18 protein-coding genes are annotated in these 25,372 nt (G+C 69.9%); 8 read left to right on the forward strand and 10 right to left on the reverse strand.

Going from position 1 to position 25,372, the window contains the following annotated elements; all coding sequences use genetic code 11:
* Positions 1 to 16: 16 nt before the first annotated feature.
* From AWQ70_RS14490 to AWQ70_RS41205, 8 genes are all read right to left on the reverse strand, one after another.
* The gene (locus AWQ70_RS14490; protein WP_067175688.1) at positions 17 to 424 is read right to left on the reverse strand and encodes a GtrA family protein; all 408 of its coding nucleotides are present in this window, start codon (positions 422 to 424) and stop codon (positions 17 to 19) included.
* Complete coding sequence (locus AWQ70_RS42000; RefSeq protein ID WP_067175691.1) at positions 421 to 1,371, reverse strand: WxcM-like domain-containing protein; 951 nt, start codon at positions 1,369 to 1,371, stop codon at positions 421 to 423. The genes AWQ70_RS14490 and AWQ70_RS42000 overlap by 4 nt, the downstream gene beginning before the upstream one ends.
* Positions 1,368 to 2,354, reverse strand: a complete 987-nt coding sequence (locus AWQ70_RS14500) for a glycosyltransferase (protein ID WP_067175694.1) — start codon at positions 2,352 to 2,354, stop codon at positions 1,368 to 1,370. Before AWQ70_RS14500 ends, AWQ70_RS42000 begins: the two co-directional genes overlap by 4 nt.
* A gap of 4 nt (positions 2,355 to 2,358) precedes the next feature.
* Positions 2,359 to 3,462 carry a DegT/DnrJ/EryC1/StrS family aminotransferase gene (locus AWQ70_RS14505; protein WP_218004528.1) on the reverse strand — a complete coding sequence of 368 codons (1,104 nt, stop codon included), beginning with the start codon at positions 3,460 to 3,462 and terminating at the stop codon, positions 2,359 to 2,361.
* A gap of 237 nt (positions 3,463 to 3,699) precedes the next feature.
* Positions 3,700 to 6,021, reverse strand: a complete 2,322-nt coding sequence (locus AWQ70_RS14510; RefSeq protein WP_157530069.1) for a hypothetical protein — start codon at positions 6,019 to 6,021, stop codon at positions 3,700 to 3,702.
* A 145-nt stretch (positions 6,022 to 6,166) separates the two neighbouring features.
* Positions 6,167 to 6,928, reverse strand: a complete 762-nt coding sequence (locus AWQ70_RS14515; protein WP_067175700.1) for a GNAT family N-acetyltransferase — start codon at positions 6,926 to 6,928, stop codon at positions 6,167 to 6,169.
* Positions 6,928 to 8,076 (reverse strand): dTDP-4-amino-4,6-dideoxygalactose transaminase, encoded by a 1,149-nt coding sequence (rffA, locus tag AWQ70_RS14520; protein ID WP_245646957.1) that lies wholly within the window; start codon positions 8,074 to 8,076, stop codon positions 6,928 to 6,930. Before rffA ends, AWQ70_RS14515 begins: the two co-directional genes overlap by 1 nt.
* A 74-nt stretch (positions 8,077 to 8,150) precedes the next feature.
* Positions 8,151 to 10,526, reverse strand: coding sequence for a hypothetical protein (locus AWQ70_RS41205; RefSeq protein WP_067175705.1), 2,376 nt, complete (start codon positions 10,524 to 10,526; stop codon positions 8,151 to 8,153).
* Positions 10,527 to 10,807: 281 nt separating this feature from the next.
* On the opposite strand from AWQ70_RS41205, the gene AWQ70_RS14530 reads away from it, so the two are divergent.
* From AWQ70_RS14530 to AWQ70_RS14545, 4 genes are all read left to right on the forward strand, one after another.
* Complete coding sequence (locus AWQ70_RS14530; protein WP_157530070.1) at positions 10,808 to 12,064, forward strand: hypothetical protein; 1,257 nt, start codon at positions 10,808 to 10,810, stop codon at positions 12,062 to 12,064.
* Between the two features lie 488 nt (positions 12,065 to 12,552).
* Positions 12,553 to 13,662, forward strand: a complete 1,110-nt coding sequence (locus AWQ70_RS14535; RefSeq protein ID WP_084517047.1) for a glycosyltransferase family 4 protein — start codon at positions 12,553 to 12,555, stop codon at positions 13,660 to 13,662.
* Positions 13,663 to 13,725: 63 nt separating this feature from the next.
* Entirely contained in the window at positions 13,726 to 15,096 is a 1,371-nt protein-coding gene (locus AWQ70_RS14540) for a lipopolysaccharide biosynthesis protein (protein ID WP_067175714.1), read from the forward strand.
* A gap of 346 nt (positions 15,097 to 15,442) precedes the next feature.
* A complete protein-coding gene (locus AWQ70_RS14545) occupies positions 15,443 to 17,644 on the forward strand; it encodes a hypothetical protein (RefSeq protein WP_067175717.1) in 2,202 nt (733 codons plus the stop codon).
* Positions 17,645 to 17,710: 66 nt separating this feature from the next.
* On the opposite strand, the gene asnB is transcribed toward AWQ70_RS14545, so the two are convergent.
* Entirely contained in the window at positions 17,711 to 19,627 is a 1,917-nt protein-coding gene (asnB, locus tag AWQ70_RS14550) for an asparagine synthase (glutamine-hydrolyzing) (RefSeq protein WP_067175719.1), read from the reverse strand.
* Entirely contained in the window at positions 19,627 to 20,712 is a 1,086-nt protein-coding gene (locus tag AWQ70_RS14555) for a glycosyltransferase (RefSeq protein ID WP_169808666.1), read from the reverse strand. Before AWQ70_RS14555 ends, asnB begins: the two co-directional genes overlap by 1 nt.
* Before the next feature lie 560 nt (positions 20,713 to 21,272).
* Here AWQ70_RS14555 and AWQ70_RS14560 point away from each other — a divergent pair.
* The 4 genes from AWQ70_RS14560 to AWQ70_RS14575 are packed head-to-tail and all read left to right on the forward strand — an operon-like array spanning position 21,273 to position 25,371.
* Positions 21,273 to 22,361: a glycosyltransferase gene (locus AWQ70_RS14560; RefSeq protein ID WP_245646958.1), complete on the forward strand. Its 1,089-nt coding sequence runs from the start codon at positions 21,273 to 21,275 to the stop codon at positions 22,359 to 22,361.
* Positions 22,358 to 23,299, forward strand: a complete 942-nt coding sequence (locus AWQ70_RS14565) for an NAD-dependent epimerase/dehydratase family protein (protein ID WP_067175728.1) — start codon at positions 22,358 to 22,360, stop codon at positions 23,297 to 23,299. Before AWQ70_RS14560 ends, AWQ70_RS14565 begins: the two co-directional genes overlap by 4 nt.
* 57 nt (positions 23,300 to 23,356) lie before the next feature.
* Positions 23,357 to 24,340 carry an NAD-dependent epimerase/dehydratase family protein gene (locus tag AWQ70_RS14570; protein ID WP_245646959.1) on the forward strand — a complete coding sequence of 328 codons (984 nt, stop codon included), beginning with the start codon at positions 23,357 to 23,359 and terminating at the stop codon, positions 24,338 to 24,340.
* Entirely contained in the window at positions 24,337 to 25,371 is a 1,035-nt protein-coding gene (locus AWQ70_RS14575; protein WP_067175734.1) for an MraY family glycosyltransferase, read from the forward strand. The genes AWQ70_RS14570 and AWQ70_RS14575 overlap by 4 nt, the downstream gene beginning before the upstream one ends.
* The last annotated feature ends 1 nt before the right edge of the window (position 25,372 follow it).

Genomic DNA, 25,372 nt, shown 5'->3' on the forward strand with positions numbered 1-25,372 from the left:
CGCGGCGCGGTCGTACTTAGACGGGAAGGCGGTCGGGCGCCGGCGCGGCTTCGGCCCGCCGGGCCCCGCCCTGGAGGACGCGCCGGCTCAGCACGAACGTGAGCGGGACGGTGACGCACATCGTCATCGGCATCGCCACCCGGCTGTCGACCCCCCAGTGGACCAGCACCGTCAGGAGCGCCAGACCGGTGAGGTACTGGACCAGGTAGACCCCCGGGAAGCGCACCGCGGAACGGAGCGACGCCCTCGTCTGGAACACGAAGGCCGCGTTGAGGACGTAGGAGAGGGCGATGCCGCACACGAAGACCACCGAATAGGCGACCGGCGGCGGCGCCCACCGGCAGAGGACCACGAACAGCCCGTACGTCACGCCGGTGTTCGCGGCCCCGGCCACGAGGAACCGGGCGAACGGCGCCCCCCTCACGCGGGCGCCGGCTGCCCGGACACGATCCGCCGGAACTCGTCGTACGAACGGATGTAGTCGTCCGGGTCGTAGTAGTCGGAGGCGAACACGAGGAGCACGGCGTCGGGCGAGTAGCGGTACTGCGTGCCCCAGATCATGGCCGGCATGTAGACGCCGCGGCTGGGGCGGTCCAGGGTGACCTCGCGGCGGTTGCGGCCGTCGTCGAGCAGGACGCCGCAGGAGCCGCGCACGCAGATGAGGAACTGCTCGCAGCGCCGGTGGGCGTGCTCGCCCCGCACCTCCATGCTCGGAACGTTGAAGACCAGGAAGTACCGCTTGGGCACGAAGGGCAGCTCGCGTTCGAACTCCCCGACGGAGAGCTCGCCGCGCAGGTCCTTCGTGACACGTAGCTCGTGCAGGCCGGCCGCCCCGACTCCGAGCCCGACCGTCCCGGCGGCCCGGGCGTCGCCGCCCGGGCGGGAGCCGCCCAGCCGCTCCCCGCCCGTGACGTAGCCCTTGATGCGCGCCGGGTTGCCGACCACGATCGCGTTGGGCGGCACCGAACGCGTCACGACCGCGCCGGCCCCCACCATGGCGCCGGTGCCGATCTCCACCCCCGGCAGGATCGTGCTGTTCGCGCCGATGGAGGCGCCGGAGCGGACCACCGTCCGGGCGAACCGTTCCGGGTAGACCCTGCTGCGCGGGAAGGGGTCGTTCGTGAACGTCGCGTTCGGCCCGATGAAGACGTCGTCCTCGATCGTGATCCCGTCCCAGATCTGGACTCCGCACTTGACGGTCACGCGGTCGCCCAGCACGACGTCGTTCTCGACGAAGACGCCGTCGCAGATGTTGCAGTCGGCCCCGATCCGCGCTCCCGGCAGCACGTGCGCGAACGCCCACACGCGGCTGCCCGCTCCGACGTGCGCGCTCTCACAGAGGGCCTGCGGGTGGACGAAGGTCTCTTTCATGCGCGCCTGCCGCTGGAGAGAAGGTCGGACCTGGATTTCGGAGCGCCGTCGAAGGTGCGGACGGTGCGCACCAGGGCCAGCGGCCGCTTCTTGGTGTTCTCGTAGCTCCGCCACGCGTACGAACCGATGAAACCGAGCCCCAGGGTGTTCAGCGCCCCGAAGAAGGTGATGACCAGGATCGTGGTCGTGTAGCCCGCCGCCGCGATCTGACCGGTCAGCCGCATGACGAAGACGAAGACGGCCAGGCAGCCGGCCACGGCGACGCCCAGCGCCCCCAGGATCGTGAGGATGCGGATCGGCAGGTCCGTGAAGGCGAAGACGCTGTCCAGCAGATAGTCGACCTTCTTGCGGATCGTCCAGGCGCTTCGGCCGTACTCTCGCGCGCGCCGCTGGTACGGCACCTCGCAGCGCCGGAAGCCGAGCCAGTAGACGAGGCCGACGAGGGAGCTGTTCGCCTCCTCCAGCCGCAGGAGCTCGTCCCTGATCCGCCGGTTGCACCCGAAGACGTCCACCCCGCCGGACGGGATGTCGCGCACGACGAAACGCCGGTAGAAGCGCCAGAAGAGGTTGGCCGACAACCGCGAGATCCCCGGATCGTCCCGGCTCTCCCGCACGCCGACCGCGATGTCGGCGTCGCCGAACACGAGCCGGTCGAGGAACCTCAGCAGCAGGTCGGGCGGCTCCTGGAGGTCCGCGGCGATCGTGGCGAAGTAGTCGCCCTGAGCCGCGCGAAGGCCGGTGCGGACGGCCGCGAACGAGCCGAAGTTGCGCGCGTGCAGCAGCAGTTGCGACCGGAACGGCGCCCGCGGCAACGCCGCCTCGAGCAGCTCGTAGCTGTCGTCGGGACTCGCGTCGACGACGAAGACGAACTCCGTCGGCATGCCGTGGCGTTCCGCGACGATCGCGCTGACGGCGCTGAACTCCGCGATGAGCTGCGGCACGAACTCCGCGTTCCGGTAGACGGGGACGATCACCGACAACACGGCGTCACCAGGCGTTGACGTGGGAGATCACTCTCGTGACCTCCTCATCCGACAGTTCGGGATAGCACGGCAGGGTCGTGATCGAGGCCGCCAGCTCGTCGGTCACCGGGAGCGCGGCGACCGGGCCTCCGGCACCGGTCAGCACGGGCTGGCGGTGGTCCGGGACCGGATAGTGCACGTCCGTCGTGATCCCCGCCTCGGCGAGCCGGGCGCGGAGCGCCTCCCTGCCGTCGCACGTGACGACGTAGAGATGGGCGACGTACTCCTCGCCGTGGACGGCCGGGCGATCCACGCGGGGATGGCGGATCTCCCGCGTGTACCGCGTCGCGATGTCGCGGCGACGCCGGTTCCAGCCGTCGAGGAAGGGCAGCTTGGCCCGCAGGACCGCGGCCTGCATCTCGTCGAGGCGGCTGTTGCGCCCTCCCCCCTCGCCGGTGCGGTATCTCGACTCCCATCCGTACTGCCGCAGGCGCCTGACCCGGAGGGCGACGTCCGCGCTGCCGGTCACCACGGCGCCGCCGTCGCCGAGCGCGCCCAGGTTCTTGGTCGGATAGAAGCTGAAGCTCGCCGCGGCCCCGAAGGAGCCGGCGGCCCGGCCGCCCCGGCGGGCGCCGTGCGCCTGCGCGCAGTCCTCGAACACGGGAACGCCGGCCTGGTCGGCGATCGCCAGCACCGCGTCCATGTCGTGCAGGAGCCCGAAGAGGTGGGTGACCACGACCGCGTCGGGCGCGGCCTGCTCGACGACCTGCTTGAGGTGGGCGAGATCCATCAGCTTCGTGTCGCGGTCCACGTCGACGAAGACCGGCTCGGCGCCGAGCGCCGCCAGGGCGGTCGTCGTGTAGAAGCCGGCGTTCGCGACCGTGGCCACGCGGCTTCCCCGGCCGACGCCGAGGGCGCGCAGCCCGAGCTCGATGGCGTCCGTGCCGTTGGCGACGCCGACGCAGTGGCCCACGCCGCAGTAATCGGCGAACTCCCGCTCGAAGGCCTCAACCTCCTGGCCCAGGACGTACCAGCCACTGCTCAGGACGCGCTCGACCGAAGTGCGCACGGCCGTTTCCGTCGAGATCGCATGCCGGCGGAGGTCGTTGACCGCGATCCGATCAGCCACGTCGGCTCTCCCTTTCTTCACGGCCGGCCCGCGCCAGGTGAACGCCGGTCGACACGCTGCTCTCCCACGTTCGATGGGCGGCCCGCCCGACCTCGCCGAGCTTCTCCGATGCCGCAGTGAAGCACGGCGTTCGAGGTGGCAACGGGTGCGCCGTCGCCTCTTATCGAGTCATTACGAAACCCTTGCGCCGGGATCGGCACCGGGCCACCGGGCGGCTCCGGTCGTCCGTCCCCCTCATCAGGCCCGCTCCGGCACCTGGTAAACGGCGTAGTCCCCCGAGTGGAACCGGGGAACGGCGAATTCACCGATCTTCGACGCCGCCTTCGTCAACCTTTCGTTCACGAAGAGCCAGCGCACTCCGTAGCGTTCGCGCAGGAGCCGCATCGACGCCGCCGAGGGTGCGGAGAAGACCGTGTCGTTCGCCTTCAGCATCGAGCGGTCCCAGAACGGGAGGTTCACCGCCTGCTCCCCGGGTCGCCAGCGGTCCTGACTGGAGGACGCGAACGCCCACCCCTCCACCAGCACCCGCCGTTCCGACAGCGCGGACACCTCGAAGTGGCGGCTGTCGCACGGGCCCTCCTGGCCGACGCAATGCTCGTTCGTGGCGACCAGATCGTCGGGATCCGAGTGCGCGCGCAGCCAGCGTCCGGCGTCCATGGCTCCCCGCGGGACGGTCCACGGCCGGGTGGCCGGCTCCGATCCGGTGGAGCCGATCGCGCCGAGCAGGTGCGGGGAGGCGAGGACGTACGCGTGGCCGTCGGCGAGCAGGCCGACGGTCGAGAGCACGACGATCGCGACGGCCGCCGCGCGCAGACGCCCCCACACCGCGATCAGTGCGGCGGTCGCCGCCACCGCGACGACCAGCAGCGCGACGTAGGGGCGGATCAGCAGGTCGGCCGGACGCCCCGGGGCGAGTGGCACCCGCACTCCGCAGACGACGGGGATCACATAGGCGACGGCCAGCCCGGCACAGAACGCGACGAGCACCGTACGGCGGGACAGACCCGCACGCCGCACCACAGCGATGATTCCGTAGACCGCCATGATGGCCAGATAGGGATAGGCGCCGTAAAGGAAGAAGAACTGGCTGCGGCCGGGATGCCCGAGTAGGAGCGCCGTGCCGATGCCCACCGCGCCGATGCTCATCATGAGGGTCACCGGGGCCCGCAGGAGCGACCGCGGGCGGGTCAGCAGTCCGAGCACCCCGAACCAGGAGAGAAGCAAGGCCGGCACCCACACCATGGTCAGGGCGAGCAGCAGAGCCGGCGACGGCGCCGCGGAACCGTCCGATCCGGTGAGCTCCGCCCAGGTTGCCCGAACGAAATAGAACGGAGCGACGACCACGGCCTGCCGGGCATGGCCGAACAGGACAAATTGCGCATAGAGGAAGCAGCCTGCGGAGATCGCCAGCGCCGTGAACGTGGTCCGGAACAGCCGGCGCCGTCTCACGATCTCCACCAGGGCGATCCCCAGCAGGCCGACGATGAGCATCGGCAGATAGGTCGCCTTGGCACCCATCACTCCGAGAAGCAGGACACCCAGCAGGAGCACCTCGCGGACGGCGGCGTTCCCTCGATGACGGTAGACGTCGATCAGCACGAGAACGGCGGCGGCGAACAGGAGGGCGCCGAAGGTCTGGGTCGGACTCGTCCAGCCGAGATCGGGGAAGCCTCCTCGGCTGAACGACGAGTTGTTGCCGAGGTACAGGGTGGGGATCGCGGTGAGAATCGCCCCGGCGACGGCGAGCGAAGCGCCGGCCCACAGGCCGATCACGCGCCTGGCCGTCATCCCGATCAGCACGACGAGGGCCGCGAGCATGGGCAGCATCGCCAGGCGAGTCAGCAACACCAGCGGTTCCAGCCCGGTGACCCAGCTCGTCGCGGCGAGGTCCGCGTAAACGAACCAGTGATAGAGCAGTGGCTCGCCGGCGACCATCGGGACGGTGGGCGGCATGTGGTGCTTCAGCTCGCCGGTCAGGGCCAGATGGTAGAAGACGTCGGGCTCGGCGTTCCCGAGCGCCGGCCAGGTCAGCGCGGTCTCCCTGAGGTAGGAGACGGCTCCCCAGATCACCAGATAGACGAAGGCGAGCGCGAGCGCCCAGGAGTACCAGACAGGCGCCTTGTCGCGGCTCCGCCCGCTCCTCCAATGGCGGCGCAGCCGGGGGGCCGCGAGGAAGAGTACGTAGGTGAGGATCGGCCAGATCACCACGAGCCGTGGCATCCCCACGGCCCGTGCGCCTATGTAGGCGAACGTCTCGATCGCGTAGCCCAGGGATACGCCGAGGGCGACCTCCTCCCCGAGTGTGCGGGCGCCGCTGTACACGGCTCGGAGCACCAGCACACCCGGCAACGCGATCAAGAAGCCGACATACGCCGCGAAGACGGCGACATCCTTGACACCGACTCCGAAGCGGAACACGACCCCCAGGACCAGAGCGGTCGTGAAGACCGCCGGCAACCACCTCGCCGCCTGCCGCACGTGGGCGGGCAGCCGGCTCGCGTGGCCCTCTCCCCCGGCCGCCTTCGGTGCGGGACTCAGGAGGGACGAAGCATTACCCATGTGCGGGAGCCTGGCGACACCATGCGCCGGCGGCTTCTTCGAACACTCGTGGAAGGCAGGGTCCTTGCCGGTCCTTTGATGACGGCTGACGACCGGCCCGTGGTCGGGGAGTCAGGATGCCCGAAAGCCGGCCGGTGGCAACTCCTCACACAAGGAGCCGGTCCCGGATCAGGTGAACCGTCAGCACTGTCTGCACCGGCTCGAAGCCGTACCTCGCCCACGCCCGCTGCACCCGTGTGTTGTGTCCCTGCGTGGAGATGACCACCTCGGCCGCCCCGCGTGACGCCGCGCGGTCCTCGACCACCCGCAGCAGGTGCGCGTAGATACTCCGGCCCCGGGCCTGGGGCACCACGCCGGCGAGCAGGATCTCGGTGCGCGCGGCGTCCTCCTCCAGCGTGGCGAGCGCCAGCACACCGGCCTGGTCCGACACCGTGACGCACGCCCCCTGCGCCGCGGACCTCAGCGCCCACTCCTCGTAGCCGTCGAGCGCGGCGCCCGCCTCGAACAGCGGGTTCGCGAGGTAGTGGTTGCCGTACGCGGCGAAGATGTCGCGCACCAGCCGCCGCACTTCGGCGGCGGCGGGCGTTCCCCCAGGCCACATCCCGGGCGCGGGATCGGGCGCCCTCCCCTTCCCCACACGCAACCGCCAGTACGCGAGCGAGTCGGCGGGGATGGCGGTGCGGCCCAGCGTGGTGAGCCCGGCGAACCAGCCGACGTACTCGGCCGGGTAGCGCAGGACGATGATGTCGGCGTCCGAGGCCAGGATCGCCGCGCGCACGTCGGAGAGCTCGGCGGCCGACTCGGCGGAGACGGTGAGGCGCTCGACGGAGCGGCCGAACCTGGCGGAGTCGAGCGGCGACGCCGCGGCGCGCACGGCCTCCGCCTCCATCACCTCGTGCCAGCCCATCAGGTCACCGTGAAGGAGCGTATGGTGCCGATCACGCGGGTCACGTCGTCCTCGTCCAGGTCGGCGTACAGCGGCAGCCGTACCAGGCGATCGGCCACCTCCTCGGTGACCGGGCATCCGCCGGCCGCCGCGCGCCCGCACCGGACGCCCGCCGGGGCGGAGTGCAGCGCCTGGTAATGGAAGGTCGCCTGCACGCCGTGCTCGGCGAGGTGGGCGATGAGCGCCTGCCGGTTATCGAGGTCCGGGAGGAGCAGGTAGTAGAGGTGCGCCGGGTGCTCGCAGCCGTCGGGGACGATCGGGCGGCGGACCCCGTTCTCCTCCGCCCAGCCGGCCAGTTCCTCGTCGTACCTGGCCCAGACGGCGTGCCGCAACGACTGGATCCTGTCGAAGGACTCGAACTGCGCGGTGAGCATCGCGGCGAGGATGTCGGAGGGCAGGTAGCTGGAGCCGATGTCGATCCAGCGGTACTTGTCCACCTGTCCGCGGAAGAACCTGCTCCTGTCGGTGCCCTTCTCCCTGATGATCTCCGCCCGTGCGGTGAGTTCCGGGTCGTTCAGCAGCAGGGCCCCGCCTTCGCCGCACTGCACGTTCTTCGTCGAGTGGAAGCTCTGCGCCGCCAACGCGCCGAAGGAGCCGAGTGGCCGGCCGCGGTAGAAGCCGCCCAGGCCGTGGGCGTTGTCCTCGATCAAGGCGAGGCCGTACCGCTCACACAGTTTGCCGATCGTCTCCATCTCGCAGGCGACCCCCGCGTAGTGGACCACGACCACCGCCCGCGTGCGATCCGTGATCGCGGCCTCGATGAGCTGTTCGTCGATGTTCAGGGTGTCCGGCCGGCAGTCGACGAACACCGGCACCGTGCCCCGGAGGGCGAACGCGTTGGCGGTCGACACGAAGGTGAAGGACGGCATGATCACCTCGTCGCCCGGCCGCAGGTCCAGCAGAAGCGCCGACATCTCCAACGCGTGTGTGCAGGACGTGGTCAGCAACGCGCCGCGGGACTTCGTGATCTCTGTCAACAGCCGGGTGGCCCGCGCTGTGAATGGTCCGTCACCGGACGTGGATCCGCGACGTACCGCCTCGGCGAGGTACTCCAGCTCGTTCCGAGAGACGTGCGGTCGGTTGAAGGGAACTGTGTCGGCTGTTGTCACGAGTGCAGTGAACAACGAGCGGCCACGCCGCCTCCTGCCGCGCCGCAGCCGCTTGGCGAGCCATTGCGAAAGCCTTACGCAGCGCGCGGCATTTCGTAAATCGCGCAGCCGGGAGATCGGAATCGCAGCGTCGCGAACGCGCCGATCCGTGGGCTCGCGTCTCGCTCGTCCACGAACAACCAGCGCACGCCGTACCGGTCGCGCAGCCGTTCCACCGCCTTCCGGGACGGCGAGGTGAAGGCCAGATCGTTCGCGCGCAGCCGCTCCCGGTCCCAGAACGGCAGATACTCCGGAGAGTCGCCCGGCCGCCACTGGCTCATGTTCCTGCCGGTGAAGGCCCATCCTTCGACCAGTACGCGCCGTTCGCTCAAAGCGGCGACCCAGAAATGGCGTTCATCGCACGCGACCTGCCCATCGGGCCTGCAGTGAGCGTTCGTGGCGACGAGGTCGCCCGGGTCCGAGTGGGAACGCAGCCATCGGCCGGCCGCCATGAGGCCGGGGGCCGTCAGGGTGCTCTGGATGGCCTGGGACTCCTGGAACTCGGTGGTCGCGACCGCCTCGTGCATCCCGGACCCGGCCACGCGGGGCAGCACCGACAGGACGTGACCCTGCACGTCCGCCTGCAGGGCGAGCGCCGTGGAAGCGACGGACACGAGCGCCCACGCGCGGTACCCGCCCCACGTACGGAGGAGGAATGTCCCCGCCAACACGGAAACGGCCACGAGCACCAGGTAGGGCCGGTACAGGACACTGTCGGGCTGCCCCTGGCCCAGCGGAATCCTGACGCCGCAGATGAAGGGGAGCAGGTACGCGACGGCGATTCCTGCCGCTGCCGCACAGATCGCCGCCCTGCGTGGAACACGCGCCCGCCGCACCAGTACGAGAAGCCCGTACACCGACAGGATCACCAGGTAAGGGTAGGCGCCGTACATGAAGAAGAGCTGGCTGCGACCGGGGTGGCCGAGCATGAGTGCCGTGCCGAGCCCGATCACGCCGATGCCGAGCATGAGGAGCACGCTGTGGCGCGTGAGTGACCGCGTCCGGCTCAGCAGGCCGAGGGTTCCGGACCACATGACCACCAAGCTCAGCAGGAACACCGACGTGACACCGACCAGAGCGCCCGTGGAAGGCTCGACCGCCGCGCCCAGGTCCCTCCATGCCTGCCAGCAGGTACGCATGAAGAACAGCGGCACGACCATGATGGCGGACCGGGCCCCGCCGAACAGCACGAACTGCGCGTACAGGAGGCAGGCGACGGTCATCCCCAGGGCGCCGAGCACGGGCCGGCTCAATCTCCGATGTCTGACGGCCTCGACCAGGGTGATCGCCACGAGCCCCGCGCCGAGCATGGGCAGGTACGTGGCCTTGGCGCCCATCACCGCCAGCAGGAAGATCGCCAGCAGGACCCAGACGGTGCCGGTGTGCCTGCGTTCCAGAAGATCGATCAGAATGAGCACGACCGGGGCGAACAGGAGCGCCCCGAAAGTCTGCGTGGGGCTCGTCCACGCGAGATCCGGCACTCCTCCCCAGCTGAACGGCCCGTTCTGGCCGACGAAGAAGCCCGGAATCGCGACCGTGATCGTCCCTGCCGTGGCGAGCAGCGCCGCGGTCCAGGAGCGCGTGACACGTCGCGCGGTCATTCCGATCAGCACGACGAACGCGAGCAGCATGGGCAGCACACCGATACGGTTCACCAGAACCAGCGGCTCCACGCCGGTGATCCAGCTCGACGCCGCGAAATGCGCGTAGACGAACCAGTGGTACGAGAGGGGCTCGCCCGCGACCATCGGCGTCATCGGCGGCATCTGATGCTTCAGCTCGCCGGTCAGAGCCAGATGGAACGGCACGTCCGGCGGGGCGGCGGCGAGCGCCGGCCAGTCGAGCGGGGTCACCGCGAAATAGGAAGCGGCCCCCCATCCGAGCAGATACGCGACGAGCGGCACGAGTGACCACGAGTACCAGAGAGGGGTCGTTCCTGTGTGCCGTCCGCCCCTCCAGTGCCGTCGCAGGCGGGGAACGGCGATGAAGACCGCGTAGGTGGCGGCCGGCCAGGCCAGCACCAGCAGGGGCAGGCCGATCGCGCGGGCGGCGATGTAGGTGAAGATCTCGATGGCGTAGCCCAGGGCCAGCCCAAGAGCGATCTCTTCGACGCGCGTACGGCGGCCCTTGTACAGGGCCCGGACCAGTAGCACACCGGGAACGGCGACGCAGAGGAGCACGTATGCGCTGAAGACGACCAGGTCGCGAGGGGACACACCGTAGTAGAGGAGCACCGCGACGCTGAGCCCGGACGTCGCGATCGCGGGCAGCCACCGGGATGTCAGGAAGGCGGCCGCCCTCCGGCGCCGGCCGGCGGGCCGTCCGCCGTCCGCGGACCCGCCCGCGTCCGCGATCCGTTCGGACGTGTGCGAGTCCGACGTGGAACCGTGAACCGGTGAGATCGTGTCCATGACCGCAAGACTGGCGACACCCGTGCCGGGAAGCGGCTCCGACCCAGCGTGACCACCGTTTCATTGCCAGGCCTTTGTTGTCGTCAAAGCCGTTTTCGCGGGCGAGGAACCGTTCACGGGTCCCCGGCGCCGCGCTCTTGTCGCCCGGATGCGCTTTCGATTCTTTGCGGGGACTTGAAATACGCGGCGGGCATGCGTGCGCCGCCGTTCGGACTCCCCCCGATTAAAGTGGCCGGACGTCCCGGAACGTCCCCGCCACAACATCATTCGGGTGATTCTTTGTGGAGTACATAGTTGTCGCGGCGTCCGCGGCGATACTCATCTTCCTCGTTCAGTCCTGCCTGGACGGACCTGTGGCACGACGGGCGTTGTGGGTGCTGCTCCTGGCCTTCGCCGCGCGACTGGTCATCCATGTCATGGTCATACGGAGCGTGCTCCCCTACGGGGGCGACAACTACACGTACGGGCAAAGGGCACTGGAGATCGTCGCGTACTGGAAACGCGAGGGATTCCAGTTCGTCACCTCCGACCAGATCCCCGACCTCTATTCCGTGGCCGTGCCGTGCAACGTCTTCGCACTCGTCATGTACATCTGCGGCGGTCCGGCGCTCCTGGCGTGCACGTCGGTGATCGCGCTCATGGCGTGCGCCCTGTGTATCTTCATGTACCGGTTCGCCCGGCTGATCGGCGCCGACGAGCGTTCCTCCTTCCGCCTTCTCGTCCTGGTCGCGTTCCTGCCCGCGTTCCTGCTGCACACGTCGGACACGTTCAAGGACGGTTTCAACGTGTTCCTGGTCGTGTCGTGCCTGGGGCTGGCCGTGTCGAACGTACAGAGATTCGACATCCGGAAAGTGCTGTTGCTCGCACCGTTGTTGTGGGCCCTGTGGAACGTACGCCCCTACATGGTGTTCATGTGCGCGCTGCCGCTCGTTCTCGGTTTCGTGGGGGCCAGGCGCGCCCTCCCCTTCTGCACCCTCGCCCTTCTCGCGGGGATGCTGGCATCCTTCGCGTTCTTCTCGGGAGCGGCCCCGAACGCGGCGGTCGAGACGATGCAGCAGCAGCTGGAACTCGGCCAGTCGGAGACGGTCCGCCTCGCGAACGCGGACACGGGATCGGGCGTCGTGTTCGACGACGGCGGAAACCCGTGGAGCGCTTTTCTGCCGAAACTTCTCTACACCGTGTTCTCCCCCTTTCCCTGGATGGGGGGGAGCGTGGTGCTGCAGCTCGCGAAAATCGAAACCCTGATCTGGTACTACCTGATTTTCTGCGCGGTGCGAGGAGCACGACAGTTGTGGAACCAGGACCGAAGAGTCCTGATGGTCCTGCTTCTTTTCATCGTGCCCTGCACGATCGTGTACGCGACGAGCATGTCCAACATCGGTCTCATCTTCCGGCAGCGGATGCCGATCGTCATGACGGTGAGCCTGCTGGCGGCGATCGCCTGGACATGGCGCCGGCAGCGCCCCGGGCGGATGGCCTCCGACCAGCTCCCGCCGCCCGCCACCCGACCGGCACGGCGTCGCGTCACCGCCGGATAGGGCTCCGCTTGACGGCGCGGCAGGGCGTGAGACCTCGTCACCGCGCCGCAGCGGGCCCGGCACCGACCCGGGCGATTCCCTTAGAGCCTGTCAAAGGACTGGCAAGAAAACGATCGAGTGGCTGCGCCTGAGGCCGTTCGGAGCGATCGGATCACCAGGCTTGCGCTCATGGAACCGACCTCGCCCGTTCGCCGTCCCGCGTTCGCGGCGCCTCTCTGATCCGGCCTCCGCACAGCGCCCGCCGCACTCGGCCCGGGACCGCTCTCGAACCGGCCCCGGGTCACGCCGTCGAGGTCCCGCCTCCGCCGGCCCCGCCGGATCCACCTCCCCGCCGGTCGCGGGGACAACCCGCGCGGCCATACGCGGCCGCGCCGGCCCCGTGGATCCGACTTCGCCAGGCCGGTGTTCCGGCCCGGCGACCGGTCGGTCCGCGGCCGCGGGACCCTCGCGGTCCTGATCGTCCCTGACACGCATCACAGGAAGTCGCCATGAGAATTCTGCACATCGGATATCGACTGCCGCCGGAGCCCGGAGGCATGGAGCTCCATGTTGAACGACTCATCCGGGCGCAGGCGCTCCGCGGGCACGAGGTGATCGTGGCGCACCGGCGCGGCGAGCTTCCGCGGGGCGTGGAACCGATGCCGGTGGCGCGCACCAGAGCCGGCCGGGCGGTGTCCTTGAAGTCCGACGAGATCGCCTTCGCGATGGAGTGCGCCGCGGCGCTCCCCCGCGTTCCCGCGCCCGACGTCATCCACCTGCACGGCGATCACCGGGAGGCGCTCGCGCTCGGTTCCGCCGCCCGGCGCCTCGGCATCCCGCTGATGCTCCACATTCACGGCGCGCTCACCATGCGCCACCGCCCGATCATGCCGTGGGCGTTCCGCCATGTCGGCGGCTTCATCGTGGCGGGAACCCGCCCCAAAGCGGATCTGCAGGCCGTCGGCGTCCCGGACCACCTCATCCGCATGACGTCGGCCGGTCTGGACGTCGGCCGGCTCACCGGATTCCGTGACAGCGGCCGGGTCGAGCGAGGATTGATCGTCAGCGTGGGCTCGCTGGTGAAGGTGAAGAACCACGAGCTGACCATCGAGGCGTTCCACCGGGTGCGAGCCGTACGTCCGGACGTCCGCCTCGTCATCGCGGGAGAGGGGCCGGAACGCGACCACCTGCGGCGACTCGCCGCCACCGGCCCGGGGATCGAGTTCACCGGTCACATCTCCCCCGACCGCGTCTATTCGCTGGTGAACCGAGCCGAGGTCCTCGTGCACGCGTCCCAGCGGCTGCGCGGCATCGGCGAGGGGATCCCGAACGCCGCGCTGGAGGCGCTGGCTCTCGGCACCGCCGTCCTCGTCTCGTCGGAGGCCACGCTCGACCCAGTGGTCCCCCGGGACGCCTATCGGACGTTCCGGTCGGGGGACGTGGCCGACCTGGTCGTCCGGCTCCACGCTCTCCTGGACGACGACGAGGAGCGCCGGCGGCTGGGCGAGCGCGGCGTCCGCGCCGCCGAGGATCTCGACTGGCCGCTGGTCGCCGCACGGATCGAGCGCTGGTACGAGATGGTCACCACGCGCCGGGTGCCTGTCCTGGCGGCGCGATGACCGGCCCCGTGACAGGCCGCAGCCGTCTGATCTTGTCCGTCCGGGCGTGAAGGGATTTCGGGCATGTCCGTCACCACTCGCAGTCGATCCGCGCGCCGCGTCCGGCTCCCGGGTGGGCGGCAACTGCTGACCTTCACGTCGCTGAGCTCGGCCGGGCTCGGCGAGGCCGTGCTCCCCACGCTCAGCCTGATCGCGCTGGTCCGGATGACCGGCGCGCAGATCTCCGGTCAGGTCATCTTCGCCCAGTCCGTGGCCGGGCTCTGGTTCCTCGTGTCCAACCCGGGTCTCGAGGACGCGACGCAGCGGTTCGTCCCGCTGGAGCAGCAGCGCAGCGGCAGGGGGTCGGCGCTCTTCCTCCTGTTGCTGCGCTGGAGCACCGGAATCGGCCTCGCCGCGACGGCGGTCGCCCTCGTGGCGGTCCTGGCCGCCCGGCTGCTCGGCCTCGTCTCCGGCGGTCTCGCGCTCATGCTCGCTCTCGCCGTCGTCGGACGGGGCGCCATCGTCCCGTACGCGACGGCGGGCGCGGGGTTCGCGCTCGCGAACCGGCTGCGGACGTTCGGCATGCTGCGGGTGCTGGCCGCGTTCCTGTCCTTCGGCCTGTCGCTCGTGGGGCTGTGGGCCGGCGGTCCCCTGCTCTACCTCGCCGGGCAGGCGGTGGGCGGGCTGGCCATGGCCGCCGTCATCTGCCTGACCGCGTCGCGGGCGACGGTGTCCGCGCTCGGGCCGGCGACGGGGCACGCACGGCTGCCGGCCGGGCTGATCCCGTTCACCTTCAAGACATCGGTGGGGACCACCGTCGCCGGGATCTCCGACACGGGCATCCTCACCATCGCGGGCCTCCTCGGCGGGCCGTCGCTCGTGACCGTCCTGAAGATCGCGCTGGCCCCCGGCCGCTTCTACGCCAACCTGACCATCCCGGTCACGACGATGCTGTACCCCCGAATAACCCAGGCCGTCGCGCAGGGGGCCGGGCCGGCGTTCATCAAGCGAATGGTCCGGCGTACCTCTCTGCTGCTCTCGGTGAGCGGGGCGGTGACGGCCCTGGTCGCGTTCCCACTGATCGGCACCGTCATCGCCATGGCGTACGGAGCGGAGTACGCGGACACGGGCGCGGTGGCGATGCTGCTGCTCGGCGCCGCGTGCGTCAAAAGCGTCGCCTGCTGGTCCAACACTCTCGCCCTCGGGGTGGGGAAGCCGGGCTGGCGGCTCTCCTATCTCACCGCCGAGGCGGCCCTTCTCGTCGCCGCCCTCCTCGTGGCGCACTGGTCGGCGTCCGGCACCGCGGCGACCGCGCTCCATTTCGCGTCGGGGACGCTGGTTCTCGCCGCCCTCGGCAGCGGCTTCTGGCTCGCCATGCTGGGCCCCGTCACCGCCCCCCGCCCGGAGGCGCCCGCCCCGGTGGACCGGCCGGCTCGCCCCCTCGAGAGAGTGTGACGGAGTGTCCTCCTGCCGGAATGGATCTCGCCCTGAGCGAGGTCTCCATCGAGCGCCATCGCGGCATATACGTCGTGCGCGGCGTGAAGTAGCCGTTCGGCCGGGGCGGCACAATCTTTCGCAAGGAAGAAACCAACAGAACGTGTCCGCTCCCGCCGATTCGGCATAAGAAACTACCGTACCCCCCATGGAAACGCGCCCACTCGCGAACGCTCCAAAAACATCGTCCGAAGAATTCATGGGAACCGCAGGGTCGAATACGAATTCGGCCTGCCGCCCACATACCACCCGATTTCCGCGACGCGTTCTGATGTCGCGGTGGCTGCCTCCGGCTTTTCTCGGCTCGTTGACCGCGGCCGCGCTGTCTTTTTACGGCGTTTCCATCTCGGATATCGCCGTCTTCGTCACCTACATCGCCCTGGGCCTGACACTTCCCGGCGTACTCGTGATCCGGTCCTTCTACGGCGGCGCCCGTTCCCTGGCCGAAGAGATCGCTTTGGGATCGGCACTCGGTTACACACTCGAGGTGCTGACGTACATCCCCGCACGCGCCGCCGGGATGCCGCTGCTCGTCCTGGCGTGGCCGGCCGGCACGTACGCGCTCTTCCTCGCCGTCCCCCGGCTGCGCCGGCACTGGAGAGGACCGGCCCGCGAGGGCGCCCCCCTGTGGTGGTCGTGGTCGATCGCCCTGACGATCGCCTATCTGGTCGCCTGGAGCGCGGCGGCCTTCTACAGGACGAACGCCCTGACCTGGCCGGCGCTCGGGCTGGCCAATGTCGACGCGTCGTTTCATCTCTCGTTGATCGGCGAGCTGAAACACCACATGCCTCCGATGAGTCCGGGGGTCGCCGGAGAACCGCTTCTCTATCACTGGTTCGTCCACGCGGAAATGGCCGCGACGAGCTGGGTCACCGGGATCGAGCCGGTCGTCCTGCTGCTCCGCCTCTCCATGCTGCCCATGCTGGCCGTGCTCGTCGTCCTCGTGGGCATGATCGCCATGCGCGTCATGAATACACGGGTCGGTGCGCTCCTGGCGGTCGTGGCCGCGATATTCATGGCGGCTCCCAACCTCTATCTCGGCAGTAACGGAATATTCACGTGGGGCGGCATTCAGGACGCGGCGTGGAACAGCCCGAGTCAGACGTTCGGCGCCGCCTTGTTCGCACCGGTCGTCCTTCTGCTGATCGATAGGCTGGAAGGCAGGTCACGCCGCCGCGAATGGCTGCTGCTCGCCGTGTTCCTCGCCGCGCTGACGGGCGCCAAGGCGACCTACCTTCCGCTGCTGGCCGCCGGGCTGGCCGCGGTCGCCGCGGTGGAGGCGGTCAAGAGCCGCAGGTGGCCGCGCCCCTCGCTCCTCGCACTGGGGATGACGGCGGCGTGCCTTCTCTACGCGCAGATCGTGCTGTTCCACGCCGCCCGCCAGGGGGTGAGTATCTCCCCTTTCGCCATCACCGCGCAGGTGTGGAGGGATCTCACCGGACGCGCTGAGGCTCCCGCTCTGACCGCGACGGTCGGCCTCGCTCTCCTGTACGTGATGAGCTGGATCATCACCTGGTCCGGGGTTCTGGGGCTGCTCAGCCGGCCACGCCTTCTGGTCCGCCCCGCCGTCGTCCTCATGATCGGCATCGGGGCCGCCGGGCTCGGCGCGGCACTCCTGCTCCGAAGCCTCCACCTCAACCAGCTCTATTTCCTGCGGTCCGCCTACCCGTACATGGGGATCGCCGCGGTATACGGACTCGTCGTTCTCGTACGCGCTTCGCGCGTGTCGCTCGTCAAGGTGGCCGCCGCGACCGCCGCCGGCCTCGCCGCCGCCTACCTGATCCCCGTCGTCTGCGGGGTCGAGATCCCGCAGCGTCCCGGCCAATCGCCCACGCTCCTGTATCTGCCGTACATCGTGCTGCTGCTCCTCGTGACCGGGACGGCGATCGCCCTGATCGCGCGGCGAGGCGGCCGTGGCTTCGCGCTCACGCTGTCGATGATCGCGGCGATAGGACTGCCCGCGGAGGCGCACGCGCGCGCCCTCTCGATGGCCCGCGCCGCCACCGGAGCCGGGCCGGTGGAAGCCGTCGCGGCACCGACGGAGGCCGCCGTACCGCAGGGCCTTCTCGCCGCCGCGCGGTGGCTGCGCGACCATTCACAACCCGACGACCTCGTCGCGACGAACGGGCACTGCCGTTGGGGGTTCGCGGACCGCTGCGACGGCCGTCACTCCTGGGTGAGCGCCCTCACCGAACGACGCGTGCTGGTCGAAGGGTGGACCTACACCGAGAAGAACTGGGACCGGCTGCGCCCGGGACAACAACCGGAGAGCACCGACTTCTGGGACACCGCGCGGATCGGATCGAACGACCGGGCCTTTCTCAGCCCGTCGCAGGCGTCCATCCGGCGTCTGCGGGCGCGTTACGGCGTCCGCTGGCTCGTCGCGGACGAACGGAACGCCGATCGGGAACATGGGATCGCGAACTACGCGACCTTGCGGTTCCGCTCCGGCGATTTCGCGGTCTACGAGGTCCCGGACGACCCGCGCGACTCCGTACGACGCATGTGAGACACGTATGACACGAATGAGGGGCACCGCCGTCGCGGTGCCCCTCACGCGTTCGCTGTCAGCCCCTCACGAGCCGATCGTGTCTCCCGCACCGGCCGCGGCGAGGCGGTTGCCCTGGGCGGCGCGCGCCCGGTGCCAGAGCTCGAACTGCACCAGCGACCACAGGATGGCACTGTGATCGGCTCCGGCCATGTGCCGCTGCAGCAGATCGTGTACGGCATGCGGCCGGAACAGCCCCCGGCCGCGCGCGGTGCCGTCGGTCAGCACCTCCCAGGCGAGTTCCCGCAACTCGCCGCGCAGCCAGGCCGCGAGCGGGACACCGAACCCCTGCTTGGGGTAACGCAGCAGCTCCGGCGGCAACCACGGCTCGACCGCGCGCCTCAGCAGCACCTTCGTCTGGCGGTTGCGGACCTTGAGTGAGGCGGGCAGACCCGCGGCCCATTCCATCAGGTGGTGGTCCAGGAACGGGGACCTGCCCTCCAGCGAGTGGGCCATCGTGGTGGTGTCGACCTTGACCAGCAGATCTCCCGGGAGATACGTCAGGACGTCGACGTCGAGAGCGCGGCCGAGATCCGTCCCGGCCCGCGAGGCCAGGAAGAGATCCTCGACCAGGGCGCCGCTGTCGACCTCGGACAGCAGGACGCGCAGCTCGTCGCTGTAGATGCCCCACTTCTGGTCCTCGGTGCAGCAGCACATCAGCCCCGCGTACCGGCGTGACGGCGGCTCGGCGGCGAACTTCAGGAGACGACCGAGGCGGCGTCTGAACGTGCCGTAATCGCTCCGCTCCACAATCGCTGCGCCGACCCTCGAGCCCACCGCCGCAAATGAGCGTGGCAGGGCGGGGATCCGGCGGGCCATGTTCATCAGGGCGTAGCGCTGGTAACCGCCGAAGGACTCGTCTCCGCCGTCGCCGTTGAGCGCGACCGTCACGTGCCTGCGGCTCATCTGCGCGACGTAGAAACTCGGGATCGCCGAGGAGTCGGCGAACGGCTCGTCGAACTGCGCGGCCAGGATCGGCAGCACGTCGAGCTTGCCCTGCGTGACGACCAGCTCGTGGTGATCGGTGCCGTACCGGTCCGCCACCATCCGCGCCTTGTGGCGCTCGTCGTACCTGTCCTCCTCGAAGCCGATGCAGAACGTCTTGATCGGCTCGCGGCTCTGCATCGCCATGGCGGCGACGACCGCGGACGAGTCGATGCCTCCCGACAGGAAGGCGCCGACCGGGCGCTCGCTCACCATGCGGATCCTGGTGGCCTCCAGCAGCAGCTCGCGCAGCCGCTCCTCCGCCTCGCGCTCGTCGGCCACCTCGCGGGTGGCCGGGTCGAGCGTCCAGTAGCGGCTCAGCGTGACGCGGCCCCGCTCCCAGACGAGCACGTGGCCGGGCGGGAGCTTGTGCGCTCCCTGGTAGATCGACCACGGCGCCGGAACGTACTGATAGGAGAGGTAATGGTGAAGGGCGACCGGGTCGGTCTCGCGGCACATGCCGGGGTCCTGCTCCAGCGACTTGAGCTCGGAGCCGAACCAGATCGTGTCGCCGTCCGACCGCCAGTACAGCGGCTTCTTGCCGACGCGGTCCCGCGCGAGCACGAGCCGTCCCCGGGCCCGGTCCCAGATCGCGAAGGCGAACATCCCCCGCAGGCGGTGGACCATGTCGGCGCCGTGCTCCTCGTAGAGGTGCACGAGGCATTCGGAGTCGCCGGTCGAGCGGAGTGTGTGCCCGCGGCGGGCCAGATCCTGCCGCAGCTCGGCGAAGTTGTACAGCTCGCCGTTGAACACGGCGACGACCTGCCCGTCCTCACTGTGGACGGGCTGGTCACCGGTCATCACGTCGATGATCGCCAGGCGGCGCATCCCCAGCGCCACCCGGTCGTCGTTGTAGAAGCCCGCGCCGTCGGGGCCCCGGTGCGCGATCACATCGCACATCCGGCGGACCAGCTCCGGGTCGGGCGCCGTCGTCGACGCGATCCCCGCGATTCCGCACATCAGGCTTTCACGCTCCTGGCCAGGTCCTGGTAAAGCTCTTCGAACCACTCCGCGGTGCCGGCCATGTCGACGCTGTCCGCGCTGGCCAGGGCTCCGGCCCGCAGCTCACGGTGCGTCCGCGGCTCCATCGCCCGGAGCAGGGCTCTCGCGAGCGCTCCAGGCGAGCCGGGCTCGGTCAGGATCCCGTTCCGGCCCGACGTGATCAGGTCGGGCAGCCCGCCGACCTCCGTGGAGACGACGGGCACCCCCGCCGCAAGCGCCTCCATCACCACGACGGGCAGGCCCTCGTAGTGCGAGCTGAGAACCAGCAGGTCGGCCGCCGCGACCAGCCTTCTGGCGTCGGGAACCGGGCCGAGGACGCGCACGTGCCCGCCGAGGCCCCGCTCCCCCACTTCGCGGCTGACGTCATCCAGCAGCGGTCCGTCGCCGGCGAGCAGGAAGACGGCGTCCGGACGGGTCCGCGTCACCTCTTCGGCCGCCTGGAGCAGCATGGGGTGGTTCTTCTGCGGGCGGAAGTTGGCCACGCAGACGCACAGGAAGGCGTTCTCGTCCACGCCGAACTCGCGCCGCACGGCGCTCGCCCGCGCGGCCCACCGCGACTGCTCCCGTATGTCGACGCCGTGCATGCGGGTCAGCACATGACGGGCCCCCACGACGGCGCGCGACCGCGCCACCTGCGGTGACACGGCCACGGTGCGGTCGTCAAGCCCTCGGGTGAGCCGGTCGAGGTACATCGTTTTGGGCCACCACTCACAGTGGACGGTCGAGACGAGCGCGGGCCGCCCCTTGGCGAACCTGAGGAACGGGCGGAGCACGATGGCGGGCGCCGGAGAATGCACGTTCAGCACATGCGGCGCGATCCGGCGGACCGTGGTGACAAGCCTGGCGTAGACCAGCGAACGCGGGCAGCCGCTCAAATCGACAACTGTTATTCCGGCCGCGCGCAAACGCTCGATGAGCTCGTCGGTCGACGCCCGCAGGCAGACCACGGTGTAGCTCACGCCGCGGCTCGGACGCCGTTTCAGGGCCGCGAGGAGCCGCTCGACGAGGAGCACCTCCGCGCCCCCGACGTTCAGCGTTTTCACGACTTCGCACACCCGCAGATCGCTCATCGCGCGCCCGCCCGGCGCGTCACATCGTCGTGACCGCAGCGGGAATTTGAATGACAGCCCATGTGACTTCACCTACCGATTCTTTGTCCGCGCCGTCCGGAATCGCGGTCCGCGGTGCGGGAGACCTGTCGCGTCGACGTGTCGTGCGCGTCGGAGGACGTGGAAAGCAAAATCGCCGCGAGGGCCAGGGACAAGCGAAACACGCCCCCTTGACCTCTCCTTTCCGCCGAACTCGGGCGGCCCATCCATACGCCGGCCGTCGCGGTTCGTACGCGTACGACGTGCGGCGTTGCCCGGGTCGGCCCGCCGGTCGGGGACGCTCATCATGTTCGGGTAGCGAATTCGGAAACTCTTCGCCGCCACAGTGAGCGCACCGTTGGGAAGCCTCGCGGCCAAGTTAGCTTCTCCGGCGTGAAGCAGGCTTGTCAGCAAGGAGTCCGATGAAGACGGGCAGCCGGATTCGTGTCATGGAAATCATCGCCCGGATGAATGTCGGCGGCCCTGCCACGCAGGTTTTGGGGCTGTCGGAGGGCTTGAACCCGGAGGAATTCGACCACCGTCTTTACACCGGCTACGTCGAGGGCGACGAGGGCGACCACCTACGCCTGCGCGACACGTCCGTTCGGGTGCACCGGGTGCGCGGCCTGGGCCGGTCGATCAATCCCGGCGACGACATCCGCGCCCTCTTCCGGCTGGTCAGCGCCATGCGACGGTTCCGTCCGCATATCGTGCACACGCGTACGGCCAAGGCCGGCGCCCTGGGCCGTACGGCGGCGCGCCTGTCGGGCGTGGGGGCGGCGCGGGTGCACGTCTTCCACGGCCACCTGCTGCACGGGTACTTCTCCCCCCTCAAGCTGGGCCTCTACGTGCGGACGGAGAAGGCGCTCGCCGCGATGACGGACCGGCTGGTGACCGTCGGCACGCAGGTGCGCGACGAACTGCTCGCGGCCGGGATCGGCCGCCCGGAGCAGTACGCCGTCATCCCGCCCGGCGTACGGCTGGGGCCGGTGCCGAGCCGGGAGAAGGCCCGCGCGGAGCTGGGGCTCCCTCAGGACGCGCCGGTCGTCGCCTACGTCGGCCGGCTCACCCGGATCAAGCGGCCCGACCGGTTCCTCGACGTGGCGGGCGCGGTGCTCGCCCGCGTTCCCGGCTGCCGGTTCGTCATGTGCGGCGACGGCGACCTGCGCGAGGAGGTGGAGCACGGCATCGCCCCCGTTCATGACTCCTTCCGCCTGCTGGGCTGGTGGAAGGACGTCGAGACCGTCTACGCGGCGGCCGACGTCGTGCTGCTGACCTCCGACAACGAGGGCACGCCGCTCACGCTCGTGGAGGCGGGCATGGCCGGGACCCCGGTCGTCGCCACCCGCGTCGGCAGCGTCGCGGAGGTCGTGCGTGACGGCCACACCGGGCTGCTGGCCGCCCCCGACGCCGCCGAGCTCGCCGGACATGTCGTGCGGCTGCTGTCCGATCCGGACGCCGCCGCCCGGATGGGCGCGACGGCCCGCGACTGGACGACGGGCGCCTTCGGCGTCGAACGCCTCGTCGCCGACACGGAGGCCCTGTACCGATCACTTCGCGGCGCCTCCCGGCACCGCCTTACACCGGAGGGAACCACCACATGAGGATCCTTGTGACGGGCGGCGCCGGATTCATCGGCGCCAACCTGTGCCGCGCGCTCATCAACCGGCCCGAGGTCGAGAGCGTCACGGTGCTCGACGATCTCAGCACCGGAGACCGGCGGAACGTCGAGGACATCGGGGTGGAGCTGGTGACCGGCAGCATCCTGGACCGGGGGCTGCTGGCGGAACTCGTCCCGTCCGTGACCACGGTCGTGCACCTCGCCGCGCTGCCGTCGGTGCCGAGGTCGCTGCTGGATCCGCTGGCCTCGCACACGGTCAACGCGACGGGCACGCTCCACGTCCTGGAGGCGTGCCGGGCCACCCGGCCGCACGTGATCCTCGCGTCCTCGTCGTCCGTCTACGGGAACAGCTCCGAGCCGTACAAGCACGAGAACCTGGCCACCCGGCCGATCAGCCCGTACGGCGCCAGCAAGCTCGCCACGGAGGCCTACGCCCTGGCGTTCGCGGAGAGCTTCGGCCTGCGGGTGCTGCCCTTCCGCTTCTTCAACGTGTACGGCCCCATGCAGCCGGCCGGGCACGCCTACGCGGCGGTCATCCCCGCGTTCGTGTCCGCCGCGCTCGCCGGCGAGCCGCTGCCCGTCCACGGCGACGGCACGCAGGCGCGCGACTTCACCTACGCCGGCACGGTGGCGCAGGTGCTCACCGACGCGATCGTCCGCCGGGTGGGCAGCGACACCCCGGTCAACCTCGCGTACGGGACCCGGATCTCGCTGCTGTCCCTGAAGGACGCCATCGCCGCGGTGCTCGGCCACCCGGTCGAGGCGACGTTCCTGCCGCCGCGCGTCGGCGACATCCACGAGTCGCAGGCGTCGCCCCGGCTGCTCCTCGACCTGTTCCCCGACGTACGGCCGGTGCCGCTGGAGGAGGGGCTGCGCCTGACCGTGGAGTGGTTCGAGAAGACCGCCGGCGGGCGCGCCTGATTCCGGCGCGTCTCCGATCCGTTCACCCTCTCATCGCATATGTCCCAGGAGAATTCAGTGACCACATCACCAAGTAGCACGTACCTGATTACTGGAGGGAGCGGTTTCGTCGGCTCTCATCTGAGCGACGCGCTTCTCGCACGCGGTGACTCGGTCGTGGTTCTCGACAACCTGTCGACGGGCCGGCTCGAAAACCTCACCCCGCACCCGAACCTGCGTTTCGTCCAGGGATCGGTGCTCGACGACCTGGTGGTCGACGAACTCGTCCACCAGTGCGACGTGGTCGTCCATCTCGCGGCCGCCGTCGGGGTCAAACTGATCGTCGAGCAGCCGCTGCGCTCGCTCACCACGAACATCCGCGGCTCGGAGATCGTGATCGAGGCGGCCCACCGCTATCGCCGCAAGATCCTCGTGACCAGCACGAGCGAGATCTACGGCAAGAACTCCGGCGGAGCGCTCACCGAGTCCTCCGACCGGATCCTCGGCAGCCCGACGGTGGCCCGCTGGGCGTACAGCACGGCGAAGGCCGTGGACGAGATCCTGGCCAACGCCTACCACAAGGAGCGCGGCCTGCCGGCGATCATCGTCCGCCTGTTCAACACGGTGGGGCCCCGGCAGAGCCCCGCGTACGGGATGGTCATCCCGCGCCTCGTCAGGCAGGCCGTCAGCGGCGCTCCCCTCACCGTGCACGGCGACGGCACGCAGACCCGGTGCTTCGCGCACGTCGAGGACGTCGTCCGCGCGCTCCTGCTGCTCCTGGACGACGACGCCGCCGTGGGCCAGACCTTCAACATCGGTGCCAGCGAAGAGATCAGCATCCTGGAACTGGCCAAACTGATCAACGAGATCGCGGGCAGCACGTCCCAGGTGGACCTCATCCCCTATGCCGAGGCGTACGAGCAGGGGTTCGAGGACATGACGCGGCGGGTGCCGGACACGACGAAACTCCGGGAGCTCACCGGCTGGGCTCCCATGCGGACGCTCGACGACATCCTGCGGGAGACGATCGACGAGGCCCGCGCCGAGGCATCCCAGCGGTGAACGGCGTCACCGTCGCGGGCACGGGGACGGTCGCGTTCCTGCTGGCCACCGGTGGCACCCACGTGCTGGGGCGCCTGGCGCTGCGCTGGGGCATCACCGACCGGCCGGGAGGTTACAAGACGCATGTCCGGCCCGTGCCCTACCTCGGCGGCATCGCGATCATGCTGGGCACGGTCGTGCCGGCGCTCGGGCTGCTCGGTTTCTCCGATCCGCGCACGACCGCCATCGCGATCGGCGGGATCGCCATCGCCCTGCTCGGCCTCGTCGACGACATCTCGCCGCTGCCCAAGAGGACGCGGCTGGCGGTCGAATCCCTGACGGCGACCGGGGTCGTGCTCAGCGGGGTCGAAGCGTCGATCACCAGGACCTGGCTCGACGTGCCGATCACCGTCGTGTGGATCGTCGTCATCACCAACTCCTTCAACCTGCTCGACAACATGGACGGCGCTCTCGGCGCCATCACGCTGGCGGGCGCCACGCCCCTCGCTGTGACGGCGTTCGCTCGCGGCGAGTACGGGGCGGGGCTGCTCCTGGTCACCCTGGCGGCCTCCGGCTTCGGCTTCCTCCCGCACAACTGGGCGCCGGCGAAGGTGTTCATGGGGGACGCGGGGTCGCTGTTCATCGGATTCACCACCGCCTGCCTGGCGGCCCTGCTGGTCACCGGCGAGGGAACGGGCACGGTGATGGCCGGAGTGCTGCTTCCGACCTTCGTCGCCACGGTCGACACCGGCGTGGTGACGCTGTCACGCAGGAGGGCGGGCCGGCCGGTGTTCCAGGGAGGGGCGGACCACGTGTCCCACCGGCTGCGCCGGCTCGGCTTCGGCGCCAGGCTGACGGCGCTGCTGCTCGCCGCGGTCGCCGGGGCGAGCGGGACGCTGGGCCTGGCCAGCGCGTTGCACTGGATCTCGCCGGTCGTCGCGGTGATCGCCGCCATCGTCTCGGCGCTCGTCCTCATCACCCTGCCACAGCGGGTGCCCATCTATTCGCGGCCCCAGCCACCTCCCAAAGTCACATATGAAAGGCGACCTTAGA

Origin of the sequence: Microtetraspora niveoalba (assembly GCF_001570405.1) — a bacterium.
GTDB classification, from domain to species: Bacteria; Actinomycetota; Actinomycetes; order Streptosporangiales; family Streptosporangiaceae; genus Microtetraspora; species Microtetraspora niveoalba.

Excerpts from the sequence above, each read along its gene's own strand:
- AWQ70_RS42000 (WP_067175691.1), bottom strand. The coding sequence starts at position 1,371 with ATGAAAGAGACCTTCGTCCACCCGCAGGCCCTCTGTGAGAGCGCGCAC.
- AWQ70_RS14510 (WP_157530069.1), bottom strand. The coding sequence starts at position 6,021 with ATGGGTAATGCTTCGTCCCTCCTGAGTCCCGCACCGAAGGCGGCCGGG.
- AWQ70_RS14515 (WP_067175700.1), bottom strand. The coding sequence starts at position 6,928 with ATGGGCTGGCACGAGGTGATGGAGGCGGAGGCCGTGCGCGCCGCGGCG.
- AWQ70_RS41205 (WP_067175705.1), bottom strand. The coding sequence starts at position 10,526 with ATGGACACGATCTCACCGGTTCACGGTTCCACGTCGGACTCGCACACG.
- AWQ70_RS14535 (WP_084517047.1), top strand. The coding sequence starts at position 12,553 with ATGAGAATTCTGCACATCGGATATCGACTGCCGCCGGAGCCCGGAGGC.
- AWQ70_RS14540 (WP_067175714.1), top strand. The coding sequence starts at position 13,726 with ATGTCCGTCACCACTCGCAGTCGATCCGCGCGCCGCGTCCGGCTCCCG.
- asnB (WP_067175719.1), bottom strand. The coding sequence starts at position 19,627 with ATGTGCGGAATCGCGGGGATCGCGTCGACGACGGCGCCCGACCCGGAG.
- AWQ70_RS14565 (WP_067175728.1), top strand. The coding sequence starts at position 22,358 with ATGAGGATCCTTGTGACGGGCGGCGCCGGATTCATCGGCGCCAACCTG.